This is a genomic window from Pseudomonas sp. LH1G9 (assembly GCF_002949975.1).
In the GTDB taxonomy this organism is placed as follows: domain Bacteria; phylum Pseudomonadota; class Gammaproteobacteria; order Pseudomonadales; family Pseudomonadaceae; genus Aquipseudomonas; species Aquipseudomonas veronii.
The window spans coordinates 4,012,797-4,037,675 of the sequence record NZ_CP026880.1; the positions used below are offsets into that span (position 1 = coordinate 4,012,797).

The window sequence follows — 24,879 nt, forward strand, 5'->3', positions numbered from 1 at the left end:
TCAGCGGAGCGCTTCGGTCACAGCGTCAAAAACAGTTTTTCATCCAGCGGCGGGCCGATCCGCGCCCTGACGATCTGTTCCACCACGCGGTTATTGCCCGCCTCGGCCACCAGGTCTTTCTGGGTCTTGGTGCGCTGCGACGGGATCTTCAGGTGCGCCGCCGTGTAGAGATTGCGCGGCGAACCTTTGGCCGGGTAGTGGAAATGGGCATACCACAAGACGTCGACCTTGCCTTTTTCACGCACGGCGTACTCGGTGAAGACATCGCCGCTTTTGGTCGCGATGTCTCGCTGGACCAGGTTGATGTCGACGAACCCGTGCTTCCACAGGTAGTCGATGTTTTCCGGTTTGGGGGGTAGGACCTTGTAGCCATCGGCGCAATGTTGGCGGGCCTTGGCAAGCAGTTCGTCCGCCGCCGTGCGCCACTGTTTGACCCATTGTTCGGTTTCGGGATTGCTGCCGTGACGGGTTTCGGCCAGCAAGGCGGTCGCCTGAAGCCGCTCGGCCTGGGCTTGCAGCATGTCGTTCCAGTCCAGCGGGTTGATGCCCTCCCGGCGTTGCGGGTCGTTGAGTTTGCGTTTCTGGAACGCGATCGTGCGTTCAATGCCGGCGCTTTCTTCGAGCAGTTTCCTGGCGTCGGACTTGAGCGTTGACAGCGACTTGGGCGATGACGCGGGCCGTGCGGGTTGCGCGGGAACGATCTTCACCCACTCGCCCTCGCTCGCGTGTTCGCTGTAACTGGCGACCGACCGGCCGGATTGCGGGTCCAGCACATCGATGATCGCGCCGGAGCCTGCCGCCTGGGGGCGCGCGGTGCCGATCAGGGTTTCCTTGTCGCGGGTCTTGAACGTGCGCTGGCCCGCCGGTTTTTGCCGTTGATCGATACGCACGACGGCGGCAGGCACCAGCGCTTGTTCCTCGCGCATCACTTCGGCCAGGTCGGTTTGGGCATCGTTGATCACATCGCGCAGGCGTTCGGCAAACAGCTGCTGATACTCGGCTCGCTGAAGGCCGGGATTCGTGTCCTGTATCGCCAGGCTGTCGCTGAGCACGCGCTGGTAGGTGCCGATGACGGTTTCCAGCGTCGCCTTGCGTTCGCTCAAGCTGTAACCGGTGTACTGCCGCAGGTCCAGGTGAGCGTTGTAGACGGGGATCAGGTTGGTTGAACTCAAGCGCTGCAGGTAAAACGACTCCACTGGGTCGCTCGTTCGCGCATAGCGATCGAGGCTCAGTTCTTTGAGGTTGGTCAGGCTGGTCAGCTTCATGCGCAGGGCCGTAATCGCAGGTGGCTGTCGGTCTTGCTGCTTGAGGAAGTGCGCGGCCTTGGTTTTGCCGAACGACGAATCGTCCGTCCATTTTTCCAGCACAGCGGCGGAGGCCAGGGCGGCTTCCCGCACGCTTTCCAAGTCGCGGTAAACCCTGGCGAAGTTGTCCATCAGCTCGATATACGTGCTTTTGGAGCCGGTCCTTGCCTCGCTCACCACCTCCGCCATCGAGCGTCCGCTGGGGACGTGTTGATTGCTGTCTTCGGCCAGCGTGGTGTAGAACTGTTCGATTTCACGGTAGTTGTCGAGCACCGTCTCATAGAGATTGGAGCGCGCCTGTTTTTCTTCGGAAAGATCATCCACTGCGCCGAGTTTTTTCGGCACCAGATGGTCAATGGCGGTCTGAGCCGCCGCACTGTGTACCTCAGTGCGTTGCTTGAGTTGCACGAGTTGCTGGTCGATGGTCTGCCTGAGGTGCTTCGTGAGTTCCAACTGCGCCAGGTAAGGCGCGATAAAGCGCTGTTGATGCTCCCCGGTGGTAGACAACCCCCACAGCGTGCGCAGTTTTTTACGGCCGTTGTAGTAGTCGGTAATGCTCGCAATCACTTGATTACGCGCGTCTGCCCTCGGTCCATCCAATACAAGTGCGGCCTCGACGGCCTGACTGAACGCTTCCCCTCGCGCCTGTTGTGCCTGCCTGTTTTGTTTGACCCGCTCGGCGACGCCGTTCTTGCGCGGCATGCCACCGCGCAGCCGGGGGCGACTGTCGAAACTCCAGCGCCCCTGTGCGTCACGCCTGATCGGCGGGCCGGTACGCGCGCGGTTGTTCGCGTCGATGATGAACACCCCGTCGAGGTCGTTGGCCACCCGGAACCACTGCTTGTCGATGTTGGCGTACAGCCCGCCCTGGCTCAGGTACAGGCCCTGTTTTGGCCCCTCGGCAATCGCCGCACCGACATCGACCGGCGCGGCTACCCGGAATGACTCGATCTGCGCGAGCTGGCCGGGGCTCAGGCGGCGCGGGCTGGAGAACGCAAAATCCAGCATGCTCGCATGACCGCCGATGGCGCCGGCAGAAGGCTCCACACTGCCTTGGCGGATGCTCGCGCGATGGGCGCCCGGCGTCTGGCCCGGGGCGCGGCGCAGCGGGCCATCGTTTGGCGCGATGGCTTTGAGAGCGTCGAGCGTCAGCGGCGGCTGCGCGGCGTCGGCGGGCGCGGAATGGGTCAAGACCATGCCCATATTGAGCAACAGGTCCACCACGCTGGCCGTGCTGTCGCCCTGGGCGGCGGGGTTGGACAGTGTGCGGATATCGTCCTCGCTACCGGCCAACTGCAACAACCACCCCGCCATCGCCCCAGGCCCACGCAACACGGGTAACAGGGTGTTGAACAACAACCCGCCCAGTTCCTTGAAGGAAGCCCAGCGGCTCTGCGCGTCCGATACCGATTGCCCCTGGGCCAGGTTCACCAGGCTGTGGGTGTTGCTCTGGTACAGGTGCTGCATCAGGCGCCCTTGCTCCAGGTCCTGGCGTAATGTGCTGGCGGCGTCATAGCCGTCCACGGCGAGTGTCGTCGGTGCCGGTTGGGCGGGCGCGTCGAACTCGTTGAAGACGCTGTAGCGGGCAATGTTGGGAATCTTGAAGCCGCCGTTGCCGTACACCGCGCGCGTCCTGTCGTCGGGCAACCAGGCCAGCACGCTTTGCTGCAAGGGGCCGGGCTGTTGCACCGCCTCCAGCAGCGCTTGGCGCGTGGCAAATTCCTGCAATACCGGGGACAACATCGGCCGGTAGAGAAGGTGCGGGCCGACAGCCGCATTCGCTGGCTCGATGACGAACATGTTCTGGACTACATCGGGTGTCGCGCCGGACTTGCGGATAAACGCCAGGGGCCGCATGACGATGTCTTGCCCGTCGACCTGTTTCGCTCCAGCGCCGGGCGTCAGCAGCGCCTCCACATACCGGTAACCGTGCGTGGTGATGCCCGCTTCGCCCTTGAGCTTGAGCTCCAGCGCCTGCATCGCCAGTTGGCGCGGGACTTGTTGGGCGAACAAGGCGCTGCGCCGACGTGACTCATCGCTGTCACCCAGCAGGTGGGTTTGCAGCAACGCAGGATAGTGTTTGCCGATGTCCACCTGGCTGACGATGTCTTTCAAGCGCTGCGGCATTGCCGGGTCGCTGATCGGTTGACCGAAGTGGCGCACTTCGATTTCGCCCTTGGGCAGCCCGGCCAGATTGCGCAAGGCCATGTCGGTCAGGCTCATCGTGACGCGCTCGATGTAGCCGCTGCCCAACGTGCCGACCGGTACTTTGAAGGTGACGTCGAGGTGGTCCGCGAGCAGCCCGGTGTTCTGCAACTGCGCTTGCAGCTGTTGCTGGGTATAGGTGCGAATATCGGGAATGTCCGAAAAAAAGTTACGCCCCTGGTTGCGTTGGACATCGCTGGCCAGTTCGAGGGCGTGGCGATGGTAGGCAAGGCGATCGGCCGGGTCGGCGTTGCGCATCCACTGCGGCAGTTTTTCCTGCAGCCGTGCCAGTTCCGCGGAATCTGCGGCATAGGCGCCGACAAACCACGGGCTCGGATCGCTGAGCACGCTGAAGCGCTGCTCCAGAGCCTGAAGGCTGCCGGCTGGCGGGAGTTCGATGCTGTCTATCGCCTGCAACTGGTTGTTCAGAATGATGCCCGCTTGCGCATCGAAGATATTCGCGTCCGGCTCCTGGCGTTTCCAGGTCAAGTGGTCGAAGACGAAGTCGTTTTCCAGCGTCTCGCCCCAGGCCTTGCCGAAGGCTTCCAGCGAGTCGTAAGGGGTGATCTGGCCGTTGGCCGCGGCATGCAGAACCTGGGTGCTGGCGCCGATCTGACGGGTGAGCAAAAGATCCGGGCTGAGCTGGGTGGAGGCACCGCCACCGTAGCGGACGCTGGTGTCGAGCACGAAGACCCGCGCCGCATCGTCGCCGTTGGCACTCACGCGTTGCGCACGCTCGGGCCAGGTGACCACCTGGTCAAGGGTGGCGCGTTGCGCATCGGTAAGGCCGGGCTGTTTCAGCGCCGCACTGCGCAGGTTGTCGCTGAGCATGCCGCTGAGCCACAACCAGCGGTTGTCCGCCCCGCCAGCATTTTGTCCCCAGTAACGGGTCAAGGCTCGCGCAAACGCGTCTTTGAGGCTGGGCCGAAGGCTGCGGATCGCCAGCTCAATGGCCGACATGTCGATGTCTTCGCGCCGGTTGCCTGAAGCGTCGGGGACTCTGAGGGTGGTGCCGGTTCCTTGTTTGACCAGTTTCTGCGGCCATGAATACTTGTCGGCGAAATCGATATCGGCCCCGCTGGCCAGGTGGTTGAGCGCGACATCCAGCAGCGGGGTCAAGCGGTATTGAACCGGGTTTTCCGCGATCGGTTCTGCCACCGAGGTCCGCGCTACGTCGAATTCCAGCGTGGGATACAGGCTGTTGATCGCCTCGCCGAGCATGTCCCTGACAACCGAGCGCACGTCGGGCCGCGTCGCGAACTGGCTGCTGACGACGTGGGCGGCGAGGTGGCTGGCGCGGGGCCGGGGTTGCACCTCGGCGATGGCGCCGGCACGGCTCAGGGAGGTGGGCGCGGGTGCAGAGGGCGAAGGGGTTGGATTGGCCGGTGGTACAGCGGGGTACAGACGAGGGATGAAGGGCATTGCAGCGGTGCTAGCGGTCATGGGGCACATCCTTGGCGGGGCAGTACGGTGTCGTCCCAACGACGCATGGAGCGCCCTTCGGGACGAATGTCGCGGCAAAAATACCCACTCATCCCTACGGTGAAACAAGAAATGCGTAATTGACTATGTCCACACACGCGGGGCCCGCCGGGGCTCCGGGCCAGCGCCGTTTCGCAATGTATGGCGGGATATGAACCTCGTGCGCCGGCCGGCAGGTCGACAGCCCGCGCAACATGAGACAAACTCACCCTATTCGAATTGCTCATCAATATTGCTCATGGAGACCACGGTGCTGGAAATCCGCCACCTGAAAACCCTGCACGCCTTGCGCGAGGCCGACAGCCTGGTCGAAGCCGCCGAACGCCTGCACTTGACCCAATCCGCCCTGTCCCACCAGTTCAAAGAACTGGAAGAGCGATTGGGCATGCCGTTGTTCGTGCGCAAGACCAAACCGGTGCGTTTCACCAGCGCCGGCCTGCGCCTGCTGCAACTGGCAGACGCCACCCTGCCCCTGCTGCGCGGCGCCGAGCGTGACATCGCGCGCCTGGCCGGTGGCACCGCCGGGCGCCTGCACATGGCTATCGAATGCCACAGCTGCTTCCAGTGGCTGATGCCGACCATCGACCAGTTCCGCGATGCCTGGCCCGAGGTCGAGCTGGACCTGGCGTCCGGTTTCGCCTTCGCCCCGCTGCCGGCCCTGGCCCGTGGCGACCTGGATCTGGTGGTCACTTCCGACCCGCTGGAGCTGCCGGGCATCACGTATGTGCCGCTGTTCACCTACGAAGCCATGCTGGCCGTGGCCAACCAGCACCCCCTGGCGAACAAGTCGTACATCGTGCCGCAAGACCTGCTCAGCGAAACCCTGATCACCTACCCGGTGGAACGCGACCGCCTGGATATTTTCACCCGTTTCCTCGAACCCGCCGATGTCGAACCGGCCCAGGTACGCACCTCGGAGCTGACGGTGATGATGATGCAACTGGTCGCCAGCGGTCGTGGCGTTTGCGGCATGCCGCATTGGGCGCTGCATGAATACAGCTCGCGCGGTTACGTCAAGGCCAAGCGCCTGGGTGAGAAAGGCCTGTTTGCGACGCTGTATGCGGGGATTCGTGCAGACATGCTGGACGCGCCGTACATGCGCGACTTCCTGCTGACGGCCAAGGACACGTCGTTTTCCACACTGGATGGGGTCAGCGCCGTGCGTTGAGGGGCACGGCTCAGTCCTTGGAACCCGCCAATCAGGCGGTGGTGGTCAGCGATTTGCGATAAAACGGCAGGATCAGCTCACGCGTCAAGGGCGCCAGGTGCAGGCCGCCGTCTCCGGCCGGGTCGATCCAGCGCACTTCTTCGATCTCGGCGGCCGGGGTCACCGGCACGTCGATCCGTACCTGGAACAGTTCGGCTTGCACCGTAAAACCTGGCTCGTTGGCGGCCGGGGCCGAGAAACGGCCGAGGTAGACCGCCTGGCTCGGCTCGATGCGCAAGTTCAGCTCTTCGTGCAGCTCACGGGCCAGCGCTTCGACCGGTTGTTCGCCGGCATCGATCTTGCCGCCCGGTTGCATGAATGCCTGGGTGCCGCGCTTGCGCACCAGCAACGTCTGGCCGTCGCCGCCGATCAGGAGCGCGGCGGCGATACGGATAGTGGTTGGCATGGACAAAATCACCTTGAATGCAAAGACACAATGATCCCATGAATCGCCTCAGCTCAAAAGATGGGGCTCTTCCGGTTCGCGGATAAACACGCTGTACTTGGCGCCCTCCATGGCTTCAAACGCGATCAGCTTGTCCACCAGCGGCAAGTTGAGCACTTTGCCGGCATTGAGCAGCAACATGCCGTTATCGGCGTTGAGGTTGCGCGCCAGGATCATGCCGTCGGCCAGTTCGCGGGTGCTCAGCACTTTGACACTCGGGTCGCCCAGGGTCACGTCGTTGAGGAACGCGGCGCAGGCCAGGACGAAGTCTTCGACCATGTCCGGATCATAGAGCCGCCCCGCGTACTTGCGGATGTACAGCAGTGCTTCATCGCTGTTCATCTGCCGTTCCAGGATCAGGCCCTTCTGCAGTTCGATGAAGTCCACCGCCAGTTTGAGCAAGCGCGCGCCTACGGGAATCGTTTCACCCTTGAGGTGATCGGGAAACCCGGTGCCGTCCCACCGCTCCTGGTGATGGCGGATCAGCCGTGCGGCGTCCTTCATCGGCTCGAGCGTCATCAGCAACGACTCGCTCTGCGCCGGGTATGCGCGATAGCGTTCGCGGTCGTTGCTGTGCAGCAGTTCCGACGGGACGGCCATCATGCCGTCGCTCCAGCTCAATTTGCCGATGTTGTAGAGCGCGGCGGCCATGGTCAGGTCACGGGCGCTGGCTTCGTCCAGCGCCTGGGCTTTGCAGTACACGCGGATCAGCTCGATCAACTGGCGGTTGGTCTGCTTCTGCTTGGGCAGGCGCAGGTTGGCCAGCAGCGAAAACACTTCGGTGCCGGTCACATAGCTGCGCTTGAGCTCGTCGTAGGCCAGGTCGAGCATGTCGGCGGTTTGCTGCAGCTCGCTGGTGCGCGCTTCGACGCGCTTTTCCAGGGTGGCGTTGAGGGCCTTCAACTGCTCGTTCTGATCGCGGGTCAACTGCTCAAGACGCACGCGCTCGCGTTCGGAATGCTGGTGTTCCAGAGACTGGCGCAACGTCAGGAGCATTTCCTCGTCGTTCCAGGGCTTGCTGATATAGCGGTGGATCTGACCTTCGTTGATCGCCTTGATCATCATGGTCATGTCGGCATAGCCAGTCAGCAGGATGCGCGTGGTGGCCGGGTACAGGCGGTGGGTCTCGGCCAGCAGCATCGCCCCGTCCATCGCGGGCATGCGCGCGTCGGTCATGAGCAGGTCGACGGGCTCGGCAGCCATGATTTCCAGGGCCTGGGCACCACTGCTGGCCAGCAGCACATCATAAGGCTGGCCCCGCAGCAGGCGGCGCAGGCTGTTGAGGATCGATTCTTCATCGTCGACCAGCAAAATAGTAGGTCTGTAAGGGGACGTCGTAGCAGTTTGTTCATCCATGGCGACACCTCCTGGCGATGGTACTCGGTTGCTTCATTGCGCCCCGGCGTGATCGATCACTGTACTTGCATAAGCAATGAGCGCTAGATGCAGGCTGGGGTAACTGAGGGTGATTTGACGCCAACTGGCGTACTTATTCAAGGGACCCGACTATGCTAGTAGCATGAAGCCATGACTGTTCCCCGTTTATTGAAGCATTCAAGGTAAGGAAGCCCGATGCGTAAGAATCTTCAGTTGCCTGCGTCCCGGTGTCAGCCATGAATCCGTGCTCAGGAAGGGCCAATCGACGGGTGCTGATCGTCGATGACGCGGCCTCCATCCACGAGGATTTCCGCAAGATCCTGTGCGCCGATACCACAGGCGGCCAGTCCCTGGACAGCATCGAAGAAACCCTGTTCGGCACCGCCCCCACCGTGCGCCAGACTTTTGTGCTGGACTCCGCCTATCAGGGCCAGGAAGCCCTCGCCCTGGTCAACCAGGCCCTGGCCGACAACGCGCCCTACGCCCTGGTGTTCATCGATATGCGTATGCCGCCGGGCTGGGACGGCCTGGAAACCATCGAACAACTGTGGAACGTCGACCCGAACCTGCAGATCGCCCTGTGTACGGCCTACTCGGACTATTCCTTCGAAGCCATCGAAGCGCGCATCCAATACAGCGACCAGTTGCTGATCCTGAAAAAACCGTTCGACAACCTGGAAATCCGTCAGATGGCCAGCGCGCTGACCTGGAAATGGCAGTTGGCCCAGGATGCCGCGCTCAAACTGATGGGGTTGGAGCGCACGGTCGAAGAACGCGTGCAGGAACTGCTGAAGGTCTCACACCTGCTGCAATACGACGCCCTGACCGAACTGCCCAACAGCACCCTGCTGGGCGACCGGCTGACGCAGGCCATTGCCGTTTGCAGGCGCCATGACACCCAGTTGGCCGTGATGTTTATCGGCCTGGACCGCTTCAAGCGCATCAACAATGCCCTGGGCTATCCGGTCGGCGATGAAATGCTCAAGCAGGTCAGCCAAAGCCTGGTGGCCACGGTGCGCGCGTCGGATTCGGTGTTTCGCTACGGCTCCGACCAGTTCGTGCTGATCCTCAACGACATCAAGCATCCCCAGCAAACCCAGTACATTGCCGAAAAACTGCTCGGCGCCATCAGCACGACACACTATGTGGCCGGGCATGACTTGAGTGTCACCGCAAGCCTGGGCATCAGCATCTACCCCAACGACAGTTTCAGCGCGGTGGAGCTGATCAAGAACGCCGAAACCGCCATGCACACCAGCAAAGCCCATGGCCCCAACGACTTCAGTTTCTTCGTCAACGAGATGAACCTGCGCGCCCAGGCCCAGCAGAGCCTGGAAAGCGCGATCCGGCAGGGCTTGCAGCGCGATGAGTTCATATTGCACTACCAACCGAAACTGGATTTGAGCAGCGGGCGGATCGTCGGCGCCGAAGCCCTGATTCGCTGGCACCAGCCCGATCACGGCTGGATCTACCCGTCAGCCTTCATTCCCGTGGCCGAAGACAGCGGCCTGATCGTGCCCTTGAGCCAATGGGTGTTGCGCCAAGCCTGCGAGCAAGCACAAGCCTGGCGCGCCGCCGGCCTGCCTGCACTGTGTATCTCGGTGAATATTTCGGCGATTGATTTTCGCCAGCGCAATTTTGTCGCCAACCTGGCGGCCATTCTGCAACGCACCGGCCTGACGCCCAGTTTGCTTGAACTGGAGATCACCGAGAGCGTACTGATGCAAAACGTCGAGGACACGCTCGTCACCCTGCAAGACATCAAAGCCTTGGGCGTGCGGCTGTCGATCGACGATTTCGGCACCGGCTATTCCAGCCTCAGTTACTTGCGCCGGTTTCCCATCGATGTGTTGAAGATCGATCAATCCTTCGTGCGCGGCCTGGGCGAAAACAGCCAGGATGCACAACTGATCAGTGCCATCATCAGCCTGGGCAAGAGCCTGGACTTGAACATCATTGCCGAAGGCGTCGAAACCCTTGAGCAATTGGAGTTCCTCAGAGCCCACCGTTGTGAGGAGGGCCAGGGTTTCCTGTTCAGCAAAGCCGTGGCGGCCGCTGAATTCGCCCAATTGATGCAAGCCGGGCAACGCAGCCTGATGCCCCCCCAGTGACTGTCTATCCAAGGAACGAACGCTTGATCCGTCCCCTCACCCGCTCTCCTCGCCCGTCACCCTGGGCACTCGGTCTTGCCGTCGCCCTCGGGGTTGGCGCCGCCCTGCCCGCGGCGGCCGCGCCACTGGATGAGCCGCTCAAACCACTGCCGCCGGTGCCGCTGCTGGATGTGGCAACAGTTGAGCTGGGGCGCCAGTTGTTCAACGAGAAACGCCTGTCAGTCAATGACAGCCTGTCCTGTGCCAGTTGCCACCAACTGGCAACGGGCGGGGGCGACGATAAGCCGTTTTCCTTGGGCTTTGATGGCAAGCCGGTCAAACTCAACACACCCACGGTGTTCAACGCCAGCCTGAATTTCAAGCAGTTCTGGGACGGTCGGGTGGATACCCTAGAGGCCCAGATCGAACAAGTGGTCATCAGCCCGGTGGAAATGGGCAGCGACTGGAAAACAGTGGTCGACAACCTCACCGCCATGCCGCAGTACCAGGCCGCCTTCAGTCAGGTGTACCCCGACGGCGTGACGGCGGCCAACGTGCAAAATGCCCTGGCGACGTATGAACGCACATTGCTCACGCCCAACTCCCGCTTCGACCAATACCTGCTGGGCAATACCGAGATCCTCACGATCGAAGAAAAATACGGCTACCAACGCTTCAAGGAATATGGCTGCATCGCCTGCCATCAAGGCATGAATATCGGCGGCAACATGTTCCAGAAGTTCGGCGTGATGGATGATTATTTCAAGGGCCGCCCGCCCGCCGAGACCGACCTGGGCCGCTATCTGGTGACCCACGACGAAGAAGACCGTAACGTGTTCAAGGTGCCCAGCCTGCGCAACGTCGCCGTCACCGCGCCGTATTTTCACAACGCCTCGGCCAAGACCCTCGAAGAAGCCGTGGACGTGATGTTCAGATTCCAACTGGGGCGCGTGCCCTCGGCGGAAGACAAGGACCAGATCATCAAGTTTCTCAAGACCCTGACCGGCCAATGGGCGGGCAAACCTTTATGAGCAGACGGTCATGAGACTCTCCCGCCACTACGTCATCCAACTACTACTGGGCACCGCGACCCTGCTGCTGGCATCGATACTGGTGTTCCTGTACATCAAATCAAGTACTGACCAGACCAGCCATTACACCGAATCCCGCGACCTGATCCGCCAGATGCAGCAGCTCAACGCGCAGTGGGACAGTGAGGTGCTCAAGGCCAGAATCGCCCTGACCCACAATTACGACCCCCTGGTGACGCCGCTGACGCAGATCACAAGAATCTGGGAGGAACTGCGCCAGCACGAGTCGTATCACGCGCCCAACGACCTGCCCGGCTGGCAAGCCAGCCTGGAGGCCGGTCAGGCGGCGATCCAGGACAAAGCGCGGCTGGTCGACCAGTTCAAGTCCCATAACGCCGTACTGCGCAACTCCCTGGCGTTCCTGCCGACCGCTGAAAACGATATCCAGGCCGCGTTCACACGACTCGACGACGAACAGCGGCTGCCACTGCAAAGCGTGGCCACCGACACCTATGACCTGTTGCTCAGCAGCATGGAGTTCGCCCAGGTCGCCAGTGCCGACCGCGCGGCCGAGATTCTGTTGGGCCTGAACCTGCTGGCGGTGAACAAAGAACGCTTGCCGGCCGACTTCCACCTGCCGGTGGAGATTCTCAGCAACCACGTCGCGCTGATCCTGCGCGAACAGCCGCTGGTCAACACCTTGTTGGAACGCATCGCCGCGGTTCCCGTGGCCGAACGCCTGGACGAACTGACCACCCACCTCAACCAGGATCAGCAGGCCGCCGACCTGATCGACCAGAAGTATCACAACTACTTGCTGGTGTTCTCCACCCTGCTGGTGGCATTGCTGCTGTACCTGGCCATCAGGCTGTTGCGCAGTTTCACCGTGATCAACCGCGTCAACCGCGCCCTGCACACCGCCAATGCCAGCCTGGAACAGCGCGTGGAAAAACGCACGCGCCAGCTCAGGGATGCGCAAAGCGAACTGCTCGACAGCGCCCGCCAGGCCGGCATGGCGGAAATCGCAACCAATGTGCTGCACAATGTGGGCAACGTGCTCAACAGCGTGAACATCTCCGCCGACCTGGTCGCCCGTAAGCTGCGCACCAGCAAAGCACTGGGGTTGGGCAAGGCCATGCAGTTGATCAACGAACACCCCGATGACCTGGGCACTTACCTGCGCGAAGACGAAAAAGGCAAACTGCTGCCGGGCTACCTCAACCAATTGGTGGAAGCCATTGCCGTCGAGCAACAGGGCCTGACCGACGAGCTGGCGCAATTGAGCAAAAGCGTCGACCACATCAAGGACATCGTCTCCACCCAGCAATCCTACGCCGGCGTTTCCAGCGTGCTGGAGCCCTTGCAGGTCAGCGCCCTGATGGACGACGCGCTGCGCATGAATTCCGGCGCGCTGAATCGCCATCATGTGACGGTGGTCAAGGAATACGCCGACGTACCGCAGATCATGGCCGACAAACACCGGCTGCTGCTGATCATGGTCAACCTGATCAGCAACGCCAAGTACGCCATGTCCAACCTGACCGACCGGCCTCGACAGATTACGTTGTCGATCCAGACGATAGAGGACAACATCCTGCAAATCAGCGTCAAAGACGAAGGTGAAGGCATCCCCGCCGAAAACATGACGCGGATCTTCACCCACGGCTTCACCACTCGCAAGGAAGGCCATGGCTTCGGTCTGCACAGCTGCGCCCTGGCGGCGATTGAAATGAATGGCCGGCTTACCGGCTATAGCGATGGTCCGGGCAAAGGCGCGCTGTTCACCTTGCAAATCCCCCTCAACGATGCTGCAGGCCCCGCATGAACCAACCACCGAACCGGCGCATTCTGCTGATCGACGACACGCCCTCGATTCACGAAGATTTCCGCAAGATCCTCAAGCCGCCCCTGGAACAGAACCAGGCCCTGGACGCGATGGAAGCCGCGCTGTTCGGCACCAGCGACAAACAGCCGCAAAGCCCGCTGTTCGAGCTGGACTCCGCCTACGGTGGGCAGGAAGGTTTACAACTGCTCGAGGCGGCCATGGCGGCGCAACTGCCCTACGCCCTGGCCTTCGTCGACATGCGTATGCCCCAGGGCTGGGACGGCGCGCAAACCATCGAAGAACTGTGGAAGGTCGACCCGAACCTGCAGGTGGTGGTGTGTACGGCGTACTCGGATTATTCCTGGGAAGAGCTGCTGTTTCGCCTGCGTGCCCATGACCGGCTGCTGATCCTGAAAAAGCCGTTCGACAATATCGAAGTCCAGCAAATGGCCAACACCCTGACCGCCAAATGGGACATGGCCCGCCGCGCATCCTTGCAAACCAGCCAGCTGGAGCTGTTGGTGGAACAGCGTACCCAAGCGCTGACCCAGACCAGCCAGGCCCTGCAACTGGAGATCGACGAACGCAAACAGCTCGAAAGCCAGTTGGTGCAATCGGAAAAACTGGCGTCCCTGGGGCAACTCGCCGCGGGCGTGGCGCACGAGATCAACAACCCGGTAGGGTTCATCTCCTCCAACCTCGGCACCCTCGAAGGCTATTTCAAACAGCTGCAGCAGATGCTCGATGCCTACCGCCAGGCCGAAGCCGCGATCGGCGACGATCAGCTCCAAGCCCTGCGCCAACGCCTGGACCTGGACTTTCTCAGGGAAGATATTCCGACGCTGATTCACGAATCCAAGGAGGGCATTGGCCGTGTGGCGCAGATCGTCAAGGACTTGAAAGACTTTTCCCGAGTGGACACCGACCAGACCTGGCAGTGGGCCAACCTGCAACAAGGCATCGATTCGACCCTGAACATCGTCGCCAGCGAGCTCAAGTACAAAGCCGACGTCATCAAGCACTATGCGCCCTTGCCGGAAATCGAATGCCTGGCCTCGCAGCTCAACCAAGTGGTGATGAACCTGGTGATCAACGCAGCGCAAGCCATCGGGCCGGAGCGCGGCACCATAACCATCAGCGACGGCGTGGACGGCGAGAACATCTGGCTGGAAATCGCGGACAACGGCTGCGGGATTGCCCCGGACGCCCAGCTGAAAATCTTCGATCCGTTCTTCACCACCAAGCCGGTGGGCGAAGGCACGGGGTTGGGGCTGTCACTCTCCTACGGCATCGTCAAGAAACACCATGGCGAAATCTCCGTCAGTAGCGAACTGGGCAAAGGCACCACGTTCCGGGTAGTGCTGCCCATTCGCCAAACAGCGGTGTAGGCCCGTTCGAAAAAGCATCACGCAACGGTTGGATCAACGCAATACAATGTCATTCACCGTAGGGGCGGAAACATGCAGCGCCCTTGCGAGAGCGGCTGCGGTCAGGCCCAGCGGTTCCAGCCTATTCCCGGGCGGTGAGCGCAAATCAGCGAGTTCAACCGCCGCATCCAGCATGCTCAGCTGTCGTTCCACCACGGAAACGACAGCGGAGCAACGTCGGGTTCGACCGGTTTCAAACAGTTTTGGGGTTTCGGCGCATTTAAAGCTTCTGATCATCGCTTAATGCTTAACGTTACTCGTTAATGACCAGTTCTACATGGGTTGTCGATATATTCAACCGACAGTTGAATATGCGCTGAGGGAGGGCGACGAGCGGTCAGTGCAGCCGTCAAAAAAAGCCGCTCCAGACACTGGAACGGCCTTAGAGGTAAGGCCGGAACGCCTCACGCCAACTGTCTATATCGGGCCAGTCCGCCGTGTCTATGCGACCCAAGCGAATGCACCTACAGGTTGTTCAGGGTTTCCTTACTGGCGCAGAATGCCGCACCGACCAGAAGAGTCCGATCCCAAGGTAACCGTATGAGCCTGTCCTTGCTAAGCCGCTACGCGGTGTTTGCCGTATGCGTGATGTTCACCCTCGCCAGCCTGCCCTTTGTCGAACATGAATGGTTATGGCCCATTACCCTGGTCACCGGCGCCCTCAGCCTGCTCGGCCTCTTCGACCTGCTGCAAAGCCCCCACGCGATACGCCGCAACTACCCGATCCTGGGCAATATCCGTTACCTGGTCGAGGGCATTCGCCCGGAGATCCGCCAGTACCTGCTGGAGTCCGACAGCGACGCCCTGCCCTTTTCCCGGGCGCAACGCTCATTGGTCTACTCGCGCGCCAAGAACCAAACCGCCGACAAACCCTTCGGCACCCTGATCGACGTGTACCAGTCGGGCTTCGAGTTCATCAGCCACTCCATGCGCCCCGCGCCGTTGACTGACCCGAGCTCGTTTCGCGTGATGGTCGGCGGCCCGCAATGCAAGCGGCCGTACTCGGCCTCGGTATTCAATATCTCGGCCATGAGCTTCGGCTCTCTGAGCGCCAACGCGATCCGCGCGCTCAACCAGGGCGCCAAGCTGGGTAACTTCGCCCACGACACCGGCGAAGGCAGCATCAGCCCCTACCACCGCGAAAACGGCGGCGACCTGACCTGGGAACTGGGCAGCGGCTACTTCGGCTGCCGCACCCGCGACGGCCATTTCGACCCGGAACGCTTCGCGGTGCAGGCCCAGAACCCGCAAGTACGCATGATTGAAATCAAGATGAGCCAAGGCGCCAAGCCTGGCCACGGCGGGATTCTGCCCAAGCACAAGGTCACCCAGGAAATCGCCGAGACACGCGGCATCCTGATGGGCGAAGATTGCGTCTCGCCGTCGCGCCACAGCGCGTTTTCCACGCCTATCGAATTGATGCACTTCATCGCCCAATTGCGTGAGTTGTCCGGCGGCAAGCCGGTGGGCTTCAAGTTCTGCCTCGGTCATCCGTGGGAATTCATGGGCATCGCCAAGGCCATGCTCGAAACCGGCATCCTCCCCGACTTTATCGTGGTCGACGGCAAGGAGGGCGGCACTGGCGCCGCGCCCGTGGAGTTCACCGACCACATCGGCGTGCCGCTGCGCGACGGCCTGCTGTTCGTCCACAACACCCTGGTGGGCTTGAACCTGCGCGACAAGATCAAACTCGGCGCCAGCGGCAAGATCGTCAGCGCCTTCGACATCGCCAGCGTGCTGGCCATCGGCGCCGACTGGGCCAACTCGGCGCGCGGCTTCATGTTCGCCATCGGCTGCATCCAGTCGCAAAGCTGTCACACCAACAAATGCCCGACCGGCGTCGCCACCCAGGACCCACTGCGCCAACGCGCCCTGGTCGTGCCGGACAAGGCCCAGCGCGTGTTCAACTTCCACAGCAACACCCTCAAGGCTCTGGCCGAAATGCTCGCGGCAGCGGGCCTGGAGCACCCGTCGCAACTGTCGGCCAAGCATTTGGTGCGACGCATGTCGGCGACCGAAATCAAGCTGTTCTCTCAGCTGCATGTGTTCCTCAAGCCAGGGGAATTGCTGACCGGGGAAGTGAACGGCGAGTTTTATTCGCGCATGTGGCAGATGGCGCGGGCGGATAGTTTTGAGCCGCAGGAAGTCGTTGCGGCGTAAGGGAGCCATGATATGTTGAAAGTCATCGCGGAAGATTTCATCAAGCCCGAACACCTGGACACGGTGCGCCCGTGGTACGCCGAACTGGTGGAAAAAACCCGCCAGGAACCGCTGTGCATCGCCTACGATCTGTTTGTCGATCAGAAAGACCCAGGGCACTTTATCTTTGTCGAGCAATGGCCCGATCAGGCGGCACTCGATACCCATTGCCAGACCGAACACTTCACCCGGCTGGTGCCGCAGATCAATGAGCACCAAGCCAAGCCCTGCAGGGTGCTGCTGATGGACGCATTCTGACCCAGCCTTTACCGCGCTGAAGCGGACCACCGACGGCACTATTGAAACCAGCAGGTTCACATGCCGTTGCGGGACTTCGCGGCCATCGCCAGATTTTTCTGGCGATGGCCCATGTTGCCCCCGTGCCGCCATTGAGACATTCAGTAATACCCAGCCTTTGCAATCGCTTACAAATACCGCCAACCTGCGCCCGCTCGACGTGCGGCGTAAGACAACAGCCGCGCGCGCCAGTCATTACTAAACCTTTCGTACAAGAGCCCGCTGCCATGCTGAACGGACGCGACCCGCGCATCGATTTTTTTCGGGGCCTGGCGTTGATCTTCATTTTCTGGGATCACGTCCCCCACAACCCCCTCGGCCAGATCACCCTGCGCAACATCGGTTTCAGCGATGCGGCGGAGGTGTTTGTGTTCCTCGCCGGTTACGCCGCCGTATTGGCCTACGGCAAAGTCCTGCAACGCGACGGCTATTGGATCGCCTCGCTGAAAATCCTGCGGCGCGCCTGGGTGCTGTATGTGGTGCATATCTTTTTGCTGGCGATGCTGATGGGCATCGTGTTCTTCGCCAACAGCCATGTGGAAACCCGCGACCTGGTCGAAGAGATGGGCCTGACGCACTTCGTCACCCACCCGCAGCAGGCGCTCACCGATGAATTGCTGTTGCGCTTCAAGCCCAACCTGATGGACCCGCTGCCGCTGTACATCGTGCTGCTCGGCGGGCTGCCGCTGGTGCTGCCGTTGCTGCTGCGCCAGACCTGGGCGGTGGTGGGCGTGTCGTTGAGCGTGTACCTGCTGGCGCCGTGGATGGGCTGGAACCTGCGGGCGATTGCCGATGGCGTGTGGTACTTCAACCCCGTCACCTGGCAGTTGCTGTTTGTGCTCGGCGGCGCGGCGGCGATTCATGCCCGCCAACCACGCGTAGCAGAGCGCCGCGCGCTGCTGCGTCAGCCGCTGTTTGTGGCGGCGGCGGGCTACTCGCTGCTGGCCGCGATCATCACGCTGGCCTGGCGCTGGCCCGAGGTGCATGACGCGCTGATGCCCGCGTGGCTCAGCGAACGGCTGTACCCCATCAGCAAGACCGACCTGTCGCCGGTGCGCCTGGTGCATTTCCTGGCGCTGGCTTATGTCACCGCCAAGCTCTTGCCCCATGCCGGCTGGACCCGCCATTGGCTGGCGCAACAGACTTGCCGCATGGGCCGCTATTCCCTGGAGGTGTTCTGTCTCGGCGTGCTGCTCGCACCGCTGGCGGACATGCTCAACGCCCTGGCCGGCGACGCGTTGGCCATGCAGCTATTCAGCGCGTTGGCAGGCGTGGTGTTGATGGGCGCTCTGGCGACCTGGCTGGAATTCAACAAACGCCTGGACAGCAGGTTGCAAGCGCGTCGCTCGCTGCCCACATCATCATTAAATAGATAGCCCCGGCCGTTTTCGCGACGGTGCTTCCATGCCCTTCCACTTATCGTGAAAGGGTATGGCTGATGTCAACTTATCAACGACTCAACGGGTTATCAGGCAACTTGCAGTCCAGCAGTTCCTGGTCACGGCAACAAGCCCTTGAGCAGATTCAGAACAACGTGATTCAAGCCATGAGCAGCTTGAACCCACAGGAAAAAGCCCGCTACGTCAGGTTGCAACGCGAAGCATTGAGCGCCTTGACCGCTCTGGAACACGCCCAGCAAGCACTGACCCGCGACTTCAAGACTCAAGGCCTTGCGCAACTGCGGGAAAAAATCGGCGGGCGCGATCCCGAGCAATACACCCTGTTCACCCGCTACAAAGAGAAACGGGAGCAGGGCTTCCCCTGGGACCCGCCGCAGCCGCTCCTTCCGCTCAATACCGTGCCCTTGCCCGCCGCGCGCTATCGTCGGGCCCATTACGACTTCCATTACATTGAGCATCTCAAGCACATGTCGCTGTGGGAAGCGGCCTGCCTCAACTACGGTTTCACCCACTCCATTCACGGGGACTCGGGTTTCAGCCTGGTGGAAGCCAGCTATATCGTGGGACCGGACAACGACAGAAGCCTGGGCGCACTGGCCTTCATCGAAGCCGCCCGCACGCTGGACTTGGGCGCTCAACTGCGCGACAAAGCCCGTACCGCCATGGCGCCGGGCGGGCCGTTGCGCCCATTGTTCGAGGCGTCGGCCAAGGCCAGCCTGCTGTTCGACGTAATCGAAGCCTACCGCAACCGTGCCACTACCGGCGTCACCCTGGAGATCTACACGCGACTCAACGCCGCCATCGAAGGCACTGGTGCGCAATTGCCGTTCGACACGCTGAACCTGAGCTCCGGTATCACCCCCCTGATCTCGGTGCCCTTCGTCCCCTGGGACAGTTGCATCCCCGTGCCCTTAATGCTGATTCGCGTGGCCAGCCTGGGCGTGTTGTCCTACTTCCCTTTCCGTCCCGGCGGGGCGTTGCAATACCACGACGATACCCAGGCCGCCGAGTACGCGTTTCGCACACAACTCACTGACAGCCACGCGAAAAAAGACCTGGGCTGGTTCTCCCGGCAATTGCCCTTGATCGGGCTGTCGGTGTTCAGATCACTGATCAACAAAGCGCCGCATCTGAAGGGGTTCAGTTGGTTAGGCGCTTATGTGTACGACGGTTTTCACCTGGCCTTCTCAACAAAGACCCTGGACAACATCCGCTTCAACACCGACATCAAATCCGGGCGCGCAATCACCCTGGTGCAGGCGTGTGCCTATCGCCAGATCCAGCGCTTTCAGTCAGACCTCGACACACTGGCGCAAACCCGCTCGGAAAAAGACTGGCAAGCCCTCAAAGATGCGGCGGCGGCGATTGCCGGTGAAGTGCTGCAGATGCTGCTTACGCCATTGCCCGGCGGCGTCACCGGCATGAACCGGGTCATGCAACTCGCGGTCATGGGCAGCCTGACCTACAGCGCCGCCCAGGGCGTGAATGAGCTGGCCAAGGGCGAAGCCAGCGGATTTGCCTCGGCGCTGGCCGATGTCACCGACCTGGCCGTCAGCGGCAAGCTGATCTCAACCGCCGGGAGGGCCCATCGCCAACGCATGCACGCGTACCTGGAAAAACTCGGCAACCCGTACAAAATCACGCGCGCCGACGGCAGCCATGGGCTCTGGAAAGCCGACGCCCAACCGTATGCCCACGACAACCAGCGCCTGGTCAACGGTATCACCCCCAACGCACTGGGCATTTACACGGTCGAGGGTCACCTCTACGCCAAACTGCGCCAGGGCGAGCTGGACGTGCTGATCGAAGTCAAATTCGACGACGCGCACAAACGCTATGTACTCACACGCGGTAAAGACGGCTACACCCCAGCGATCATATTCGCTCCAGAGCTCCAGGCCTGGACCTTCGATCTGCACAATGCCCATCTCCTGTCCAACCCGGAGTTGCTGCAACGCATGCTGCCCAACGGGGCGTCGACGATCCCGTCGGCCGACCTTGAACACATGCTACGCAGCACCGCCACCACTCGCGATACGCTGGATCGCGTGTGGCGCGCCCAGCCGGCACCGTTGAACCTGATCGAAGGCGCCCGGCGACTGCAGGTCGATCAGGTCATCCAGCAAATCATCGAGCGGTTCCCCCAACCCGGCCAACTGCCGGCGCATGCCGACAGCACGGTCTTCTGCCTGCTGACCCAACTCAACGGCTGGCCGACCGACACCCTGCTGCATATCCACGATGCACAAGGCACGCGGATCGAGACCTACGGCAAAACCGAGCAACCACCCCCGCGCCCCCATGCCATCAACCTCAAGCGCCGCGAGGATGGCAGCTACACAGACCTCAACGACGCGGGCAGCGGCCCCGAGGGCAACGAGCACCTGCTTCAACTGATCATCCGCCAGCAACCACGCGACTCGGTCCTGGGTAAAGAGGACCAACCCAACGCCTCCGAGGACGCGCGCGTCAGCAGCGTACGCGAACAGGTTGGCGCATTGGCAAGCCTCGAGCGCCACGCGCTGTTTTCGGCGCTGTTCGATTACTGGGGCTACGAAAAAGCGGAACTCGCCGCCGCACCGGCGGCAAGACGGTTTCTGCCGGTCAAGGTGTCACCGGCCTTGATTACCGTCACGCCCCTGTTGAAAAAACTGCGCGACCTGAATCCGCCCCTGACCGCCGCCAACCTTGCGCGATTACTCGCCGAGCACCCGCTGACAGCACGCCAGCAAGAGGCGTTTCTGAGCGGTGGCACCCTGCCGGTAGCGTTCGTTGAAACACTCGATCGCCAACGTACCGCGTTGCGCATCGACGCGGTGATCGATAGCTTGTACAACCCCCGCGACTTCAATGCCGACACTGACCTCTGGGCCCGGGAATTTGCCGGCGCACTGATCCGCGACACCCTCAAGCGTCCCTTCGTGGTCACGGATGTCAGCCAGGGCGAGACCTTCGTGCCCAGCGGTGCGGACGACCTCACCGTCAACCTGCGCTTGCACCCCGGCGGTCGCTACCAGGCCTATGACATCCGCAACGACAGTGAAATCCCCGTCTCACCCGCCCAAGACAGCTTCTACCTGGCCATCGCCTCGGTGCTCCACCCCCACGAACGTCAACAACTGGGCATGAGCAGTGTCACCGACGCCAAGGGCCTGCGCAAAACCCTGGGGGACAACATGAGCGCCCGACGCAACCCCCAAGGTCACGTCAGCCTGGTCAATGGCTCGCTGGTGCCCTACCAACACAACCTAATGCTGTCACCTGGCCTCAAACCCAGGACCGACGGGATCTTCATGATCGAGGGCAACGAATACCTGCCGCTGTTCGGCAGCCTGTTCCGCATCGTCTTCGATAAAACGCTGTTCAAATGGCGGCTCAAGCACCCGAAAAAAATCGGTGTCGACACCCCGCTCCTGGAGCACAACGGCCAGGGCACCTGGCGCCTGGCCAGCGAGAACCCGATGACCTGGGACACCCACCAGCTATTCCACCGCCTGGGGCACGAGGACTACGCGTTTACGCAGGAACGGGCCAGTCAAATCCTCGCCCTGACCGACACCCCGGACCACGTGCTGCGCCAGGTACACCGTGCCACCCGCCCGGTGCCGCCGTTGTTGGCCGACACCTGCAAACGCTTCAAGATCGAGCAACAGATTCAACACTTCATCAACGCACTGCGGGTGAACCCCAACACCCAGGAAGCCGAGCCGGCCCTGCAATTGCTGGTGATCTCCGCGTTGCCGGGATGGCCGGACAACCACAGACTGCAGATCGTCGGCCCCGGGAACGAGGTGCGCTATCAATACCCGGCCAGTGCGGGCCCGAACGCTGAAACAATCCTCGTGACCGAGCAGGACTACAGGGACGCCCGCCTGCTGAACCAACTCACCGGCTACGACACGCTGATCAATGCCTTGTTGGGCGAATTGCCCAGCTCCGCTGAAGAGCGCTTGTTCAAACTGGTGAAAAAAATCGTCGAGTTCGCCGAGAAAGAAACCAACCATCTGTTCAATTCGCTCTACCAAGAGAGCGAGCACCGCAGCCCCAACGTCGCGCGCGAACGCTTCAAGGCCGCACATGCCGACTTACCCAACAACACCGTCGACAGCATCCTCGGCCACGCAACGCCCCGCGAACTCAAGCAACTGCACGAGCACGGCAAGGTGAGCCTGCGCCTCGGCGAAACAGCCCGACTGACCGCCCACGAGGTGCGTCTGAACCGCGCCTTCGAGGGCTTGTACCTGGACAACCTGATCAACCCGGACAGCGACCGGATCATCCTGCACCTGCTCAACACCGTGCCCGGCTGGCCCAGCGACCTGCGCATCGAAGTCCGCGACCGACACTTCAGCGGCTCCAGCATCGAAGCCGCCGGCAACCCGGCCGGGACGCGCCGAAAAGTGCTGGTCAAGCAACACCAGGTCTACCACGCCTACGACTCACAAGGAGCGCCTCTCGCCGCGCCCGTCGGCAGCGGCAGCAACCTGCTGTCGGCCATCATCCAGACGTTGACCGATACCGAACGGAGCACGCTGGGAATCACACATGAAGACGACCTCGCGCCACTCCAGGAGCAGATCGCCAAGCTGGCGCTGTCCCAGCGCGTGGCGATAAAAAGCCTGCTGGACCTGCCGCACCTGCAACCCTGGCTGCAACCGCCGATGGGCCTGGATCGCTCATTTCTGGTGTACCCCGCCTGGAACTGGCTGTGGCCATTCGGCGGTAATCGCGCGCCGGACCTGGTGAGCAGGGTCCAGGAACTCTACCCCCGGTTCGACAATGACACCGCCCGCACCTTCATCCGCTGGCTCAACCTGGATGAGCCGGCCGCCCTGATCGAGCTTGACCGACGCCAGGCCGAATACAGCTTCCTGGACATTGAACTGACCCGCTGGAGCGACACCCCCCGTGACACCGACAACGACGAAACCGACCCACTGGGCCTCCATCTGGGCCGTCGTCGCCATATCGCCAACACACTGCGCAGGGCCTGGCGACGGGATGAGCCGCCACAGGTCTACATCGATGGGTTGTTTCATGCGGAGTCATTGACATTGCAACTGGACACCATCGATCTGCCCACGGCGGCCTTTATCAACGGGTTCAGGGGCTTCGAGCACATCGAGCACCTGAGTATCGCCGGGGACAGCTTCCCCGCCTCGGGCCATGCATTCCTCGCGCTCTTCCCAGGCTTACGGGCCCTGCAAATCGACTGCCAGTTGAGCGAGCTACCGAGCGCCATCACCCAGATGACGCAACTCACCCGCCTGAACCTGGAAGGCAATGCGCTGGTTTTAACCGAGGAGTCCGCCGCACGCCTCGCCGCCATGGTCAATCTGGAAAACCTCAACCTGGGTTACAACCCCCTGGGGATCACGCTCGACGTCACGCGAATGAGCCAACTCTCGACCTTGGATTTAAGAGCAACCCATACCCAACAATGGCCGATCGGCGCCGCAGATCACGCGAATCTGAACACCCTCTACCTACAGGAAAACCAGATCTCCAGCATTCCCGAGCGCGTGTTTACCCACCCCAGAGCCATCATCCGAAATCGTTCGACGTTCCTGCATGACAATCCGCTGTCGCCCCAAACCTTGCAGCGCGTTAGGCAATACCACGTCGACATTGGCATGGCCGTAGGGGGCTCCCTCCCCGGCATCGCCCACACGCCGCCCGCCGAACGCGGCATTTTGCCTTGGCTGGTCCACCTGAAACCCTTTAAACACGACAGCGCCAGAGAACTGTGGAACGGTCTGTCAAGCCATGAAGGCGCCCGTCCCGATGATGTCTTCAGAGTGTTGGCGGACTTGACCAAGTCTCTGGAGTACACCATCGCTGGAAATGCACGTAAAAAACTGACATTCCGGGTCTGGAACCTGCTCGATGGCCTGAGCAACTCCACCGAGCTGCGCGAAAAAGTGTTCCTCAACACCCATGCGGCGGGCACCTGTGGCGACGGCGCCATACTGCTGTTCAACAACATGGAGCTCATGCACCGAGTGCATCAGACCCTCGCTCGATACGACGAAAACCGCATCGACCGCGAACTGCTCGGCCTGGCCAAACAAGTGTATTACCTGGAGCAGCTCGACCAGTTCGCCGACGATCACATCAGCCGCTTGACCGCGCAAGGGCGTTCGCCGGACCCCGCCGAAATCACCCTGTTCTATCGGGTGATGTTGCGCGAGGAATTCAACCTGCCGGTCCAGGCGGACCAAATGTTGTATTCAGTGGAGGGGTACGGCGTGGTCGACAACGATGTCCGACAGGCGCGTCAAATGCTGCGCGGGTTGAAGGATTCCCCTGGGCTGGCGAACGCATACAAAACCTGCGACTTCTGGCTCGACTACCTGGAACGACGCTTTCCCGCGCCCTTCTTAACGATCAAGGAAGTGACCCGCTACAAGATCGGGCTCTTGCAAAAGGAGCTGCCGGACAAACACTCCGATGAACACCTCGACCGCCTGCAAGCGCTGATCGACACGCAGACCGCCGAGCGCAACCGCCTCATCGGCCAGTTGACGGACGCCGCCCTTCACGCGTTACCGCGCGATTGAGCGCATCAAGGCGGCCTGTGCGCCACAGGC

The 24,879-nt window shown here is 61.7% G+C and carries 12 protein-coding genes and 2 pseudogenes; 9 read left to right on the top strand and 5 right to left on the bottom strand.

Annotation, left to right across the window (positions count from 1 at the left end):
• Nucleotides 1–17: 17 nt before the first annotated feature.
• Nucleotides 18–4,952, bottom strand: a complete 4,935-nt coding sequence (locus C5F70_RS18650; RefSeq protein WP_256588295.1) for a dermonecrotic toxin domain-containing protein — start codon at nt 4,950–4,952, stop codon at nt 18–20.
• Between the two features lie 289 nt (nt 4,953–5,241).
• Between C5F70_RS18650 and metR the strand changes: the two genes are divergently transcribed.
• Entirely contained in the window at nt 5,242–6,159 is a 918-nt protein-coding gene (gene metR, locus C5F70_RS18655) for a transcriptional regulator MetR (RefSeq protein ID WP_017844590.1), read from the top strand.
• Nucleotides 6,160–6,190: 31 nt separating this feature from the next.
• On the opposite strand, the gene C5F70_RS18660 is transcribed toward metR, so the two are convergent.
• Both C5F70_RS18660 and C5F70_RS18665 read right to left on the bottom strand, forming a co-directional pair.
• On the bottom strand, nt 6,191–6,604 hold the full coding sequence (locus C5F70_RS18660; protein ID WP_017844589.1) for an NUDIX domain-containing protein: 414 nt from the start codon (nt 6,602–6,604) through the stop codon (nt 6,191–6,193).
• Between the two features lie 48 nt (nt 6,605–6,652).
• Nucleotides 6,653–7,999 (bottom strand): HD domain-containing phosphohydrolase, encoded by a 1,347-nt coding sequence (locus tag C5F70_RS18665; protein WP_046384557.1) that lies wholly within the window; start codon nt 7,997–7,999, stop codon nt 6,653–6,655.
• 257 nt (nt 8,000–8,256) lie between these two features.
• On the opposite strand from C5F70_RS18665, the gene C5F70_RS18670 reads away from it, so the two are divergent.
• Genes C5F70_RS18670 through C5F70_RS18685 form a run of 4 tightly spaced genes read left to right on the top strand, consistent with a single transcriptional unit; the run spans nt 8,257 to nt 14,354 of the window.
• Nucleotides 8,257–10,131, top strand: a complete 1,875-nt coding sequence (locus tag C5F70_RS18670) for a bifunctional diguanylate cyclase/phosphodiesterase (RefSeq protein WP_026139750.1) — start codon at nt 8,257–8,259, stop codon at nt 10,129–10,131.
• A 23-nt stretch (nt 10,132–10,154) separates the two neighbouring features.
• Nucleotides 10,155–11,141, top strand: coding sequence for a cytochrome-c peroxidase (locus C5F70_RS18675; protein ID WP_046485807.1), 987 nt, complete (start codon nt 10,155–10,157; stop codon nt 11,139–11,141).
• A gap of 10 nt (nt 11,142–11,151) precedes the next feature.
• Nucleotides 11,152–12,966 (top strand): DAHL domain-containing protein, encoded by a 1,815-nt coding sequence (locus C5F70_RS18680; RefSeq protein ID WP_104903844.1) that lies wholly within the window; start codon nt 11,152–11,154, stop codon nt 12,964–12,966.
• Nucleotides 12,963–14,354, top strand: a complete 1,392-nt coding sequence (locus C5F70_RS18685; RefSeq protein ID WP_046485811.1) for an ATP-binding protein — start codon at nt 12,963–12,965, stop codon at nt 14,352–14,354. The genes C5F70_RS18680 and C5F70_RS18685 overlap by 4 nt, the downstream gene beginning before the upstream one ends.
• A 36-nt stretch (nt 14,355–14,390) precedes the next feature.
• Here C5F70_RS18685 and C5F70_RS31175 read toward each other — a convergent pair.
• Together C5F70_RS31175 and C5F70_RS30880 are read right to left on the bottom strand one after the other, a co-directional pair.
• A pseudogene (locus C5F70_RS31175) lies at nt 14,391–14,474 on the bottom strand (addiction module antidote protein, HigA family); the annotation flags it as partial.
• Nucleotides 14,463–14,630 (bottom strand): annotated as a pseudogene (locus C5F70_RS30880) (type II toxin-antitoxin system RelE/ParE family toxin); the annotation flags it as partial. The pseudogenes C5F70_RS30880 and C5F70_RS31175, both read right to left, overlap by 12 nt.
• A gap of 303 nt (nt 14,631–14,933) precedes the next feature.
• On the opposite strand from C5F70_RS30880, the gene C5F70_RS18695 reads away from it, so the two are divergent.
• The 4 genes from C5F70_RS18695 (at nt 14,934) to C5F70_RS18710 (ending at nt 24,849) form a co-directional block, all read left to right on the top strand.
• Nucleotides 14,934–16,553 carry an FMN-binding glutamate synthase family protein gene (locus C5F70_RS18695; protein WP_017844582.1) on the top strand — a complete coding sequence of 540 codons (1,620 nt, stop codon included), beginning with the start codon at nt 14,934–14,936 and terminating at the stop codon, nt 16,551–16,553.
• Between the two features lie 12 nt (nt 16,554–16,565).
• Nucleotides 16,566–16,850 (top strand): putative quinol monooxygenase, encoded by a 285-nt coding sequence (locus C5F70_RS18700; RefSeq protein ID WP_017844581.1) that lies wholly within the window; start codon nt 16,566–16,568, stop codon nt 16,848–16,850.
• A gap of 266 nt (nt 16,851–17,116) precedes the next feature.
• Nucleotides 17,117–18,265 carry an OpgC family protein gene (locus C5F70_RS18705; protein ID WP_102617523.1) on the top strand — a complete coding sequence of 383 codons (1,149 nt, stop codon included), beginning with the start codon at nt 17,117–17,119 and terminating at the stop codon, nt 18,263–18,265.
• Between the two features lie 62 nt (nt 18,266–18,327).
• Complete coding sequence (locus C5F70_RS18710) at nt 18,328–24,849, top strand: NEL-type E3 ubiquitin ligase domain-containing protein (protein WP_256588296.1); 6,522 nt, start codon at nt 18,328–18,330, stop codon at nt 24,847–24,849.
• The last annotated feature ends 30 nt before the right edge of the window (nt 24,850–24,879 follow it).

What these genes read in the sequence shown, in the direction of transcription:
- C5F70_RS18650 (WP_256588295.1), bottom strand. Translation starts at nt 4,952, where the DNA reads ATGACCGCTAGCACCGCTGCAATGCCCTTCATCCCTCGTCTGTACCCC.
- C5F70_RS18660 (WP_017844589.1), bottom strand. Translation starts at nt 6,604, where the DNA reads ATGCCAACCACTATCCGTATCGCCGCCGCGCTCCTGATCGGCGGCGAC.
- C5F70_RS18665 (WP_046384557.1), bottom strand. Translation starts at nt 7,999, where the DNA reads ATGGATGAACAAACTGCTACGACGTCCCCTTACAGACCTACTATTTTG.
- C5F70_RS18670 (WP_026139750.1), top strand. Translation starts at nt 8,257, where the DNA reads ATGAATCCGTGCTCAGGAAGGGCCAATCGACGGGTGCTGATCGTCGAT.
- C5F70_RS18680 (WP_104903844.1), top strand. Translation starts at nt 11,152, where the DNA reads ATGAGACTCTCCCGCCACTACGTCATCCAACTACTACTGGGCACCGCG.
- C5F70_RS18685 (WP_046485811.1), top strand. Translation starts at nt 12,963, where the DNA reads ATGAACCAACCACCGAACCGGCGCATTCTGCTGATCGACGACACGCCC.
- C5F70_RS18695 (WP_017844582.1), top strand. Translation starts at nt 14,934, where the DNA reads ATGAGCCTGTCCTTGCTAAGCCGCTACGCGGTGTTTGCCGTATGCGTG.
- C5F70_RS18700 (WP_017844581.1), top strand. Translation starts at nt 16,566, where the DNA reads ATGTTGAAAGTCATCGCGGAAGATTTCATCAAGCCCGAACACCTGGAC.
- C5F70_RS18705 (WP_102617523.1), top strand. Translation starts at nt 17,117, where the DNA reads ATGCTGAACGGACGCGACCCGCGCATCGATTTTTTTCGGGGCCTGGCG.
- C5F70_RS18710 (WP_256588296.1), top strand. Translation starts at nt 18,328, where the DNA reads ATGTCAACTTATCAACGACTCAACGGGTTATCAGGCAACTTGCAGTCC.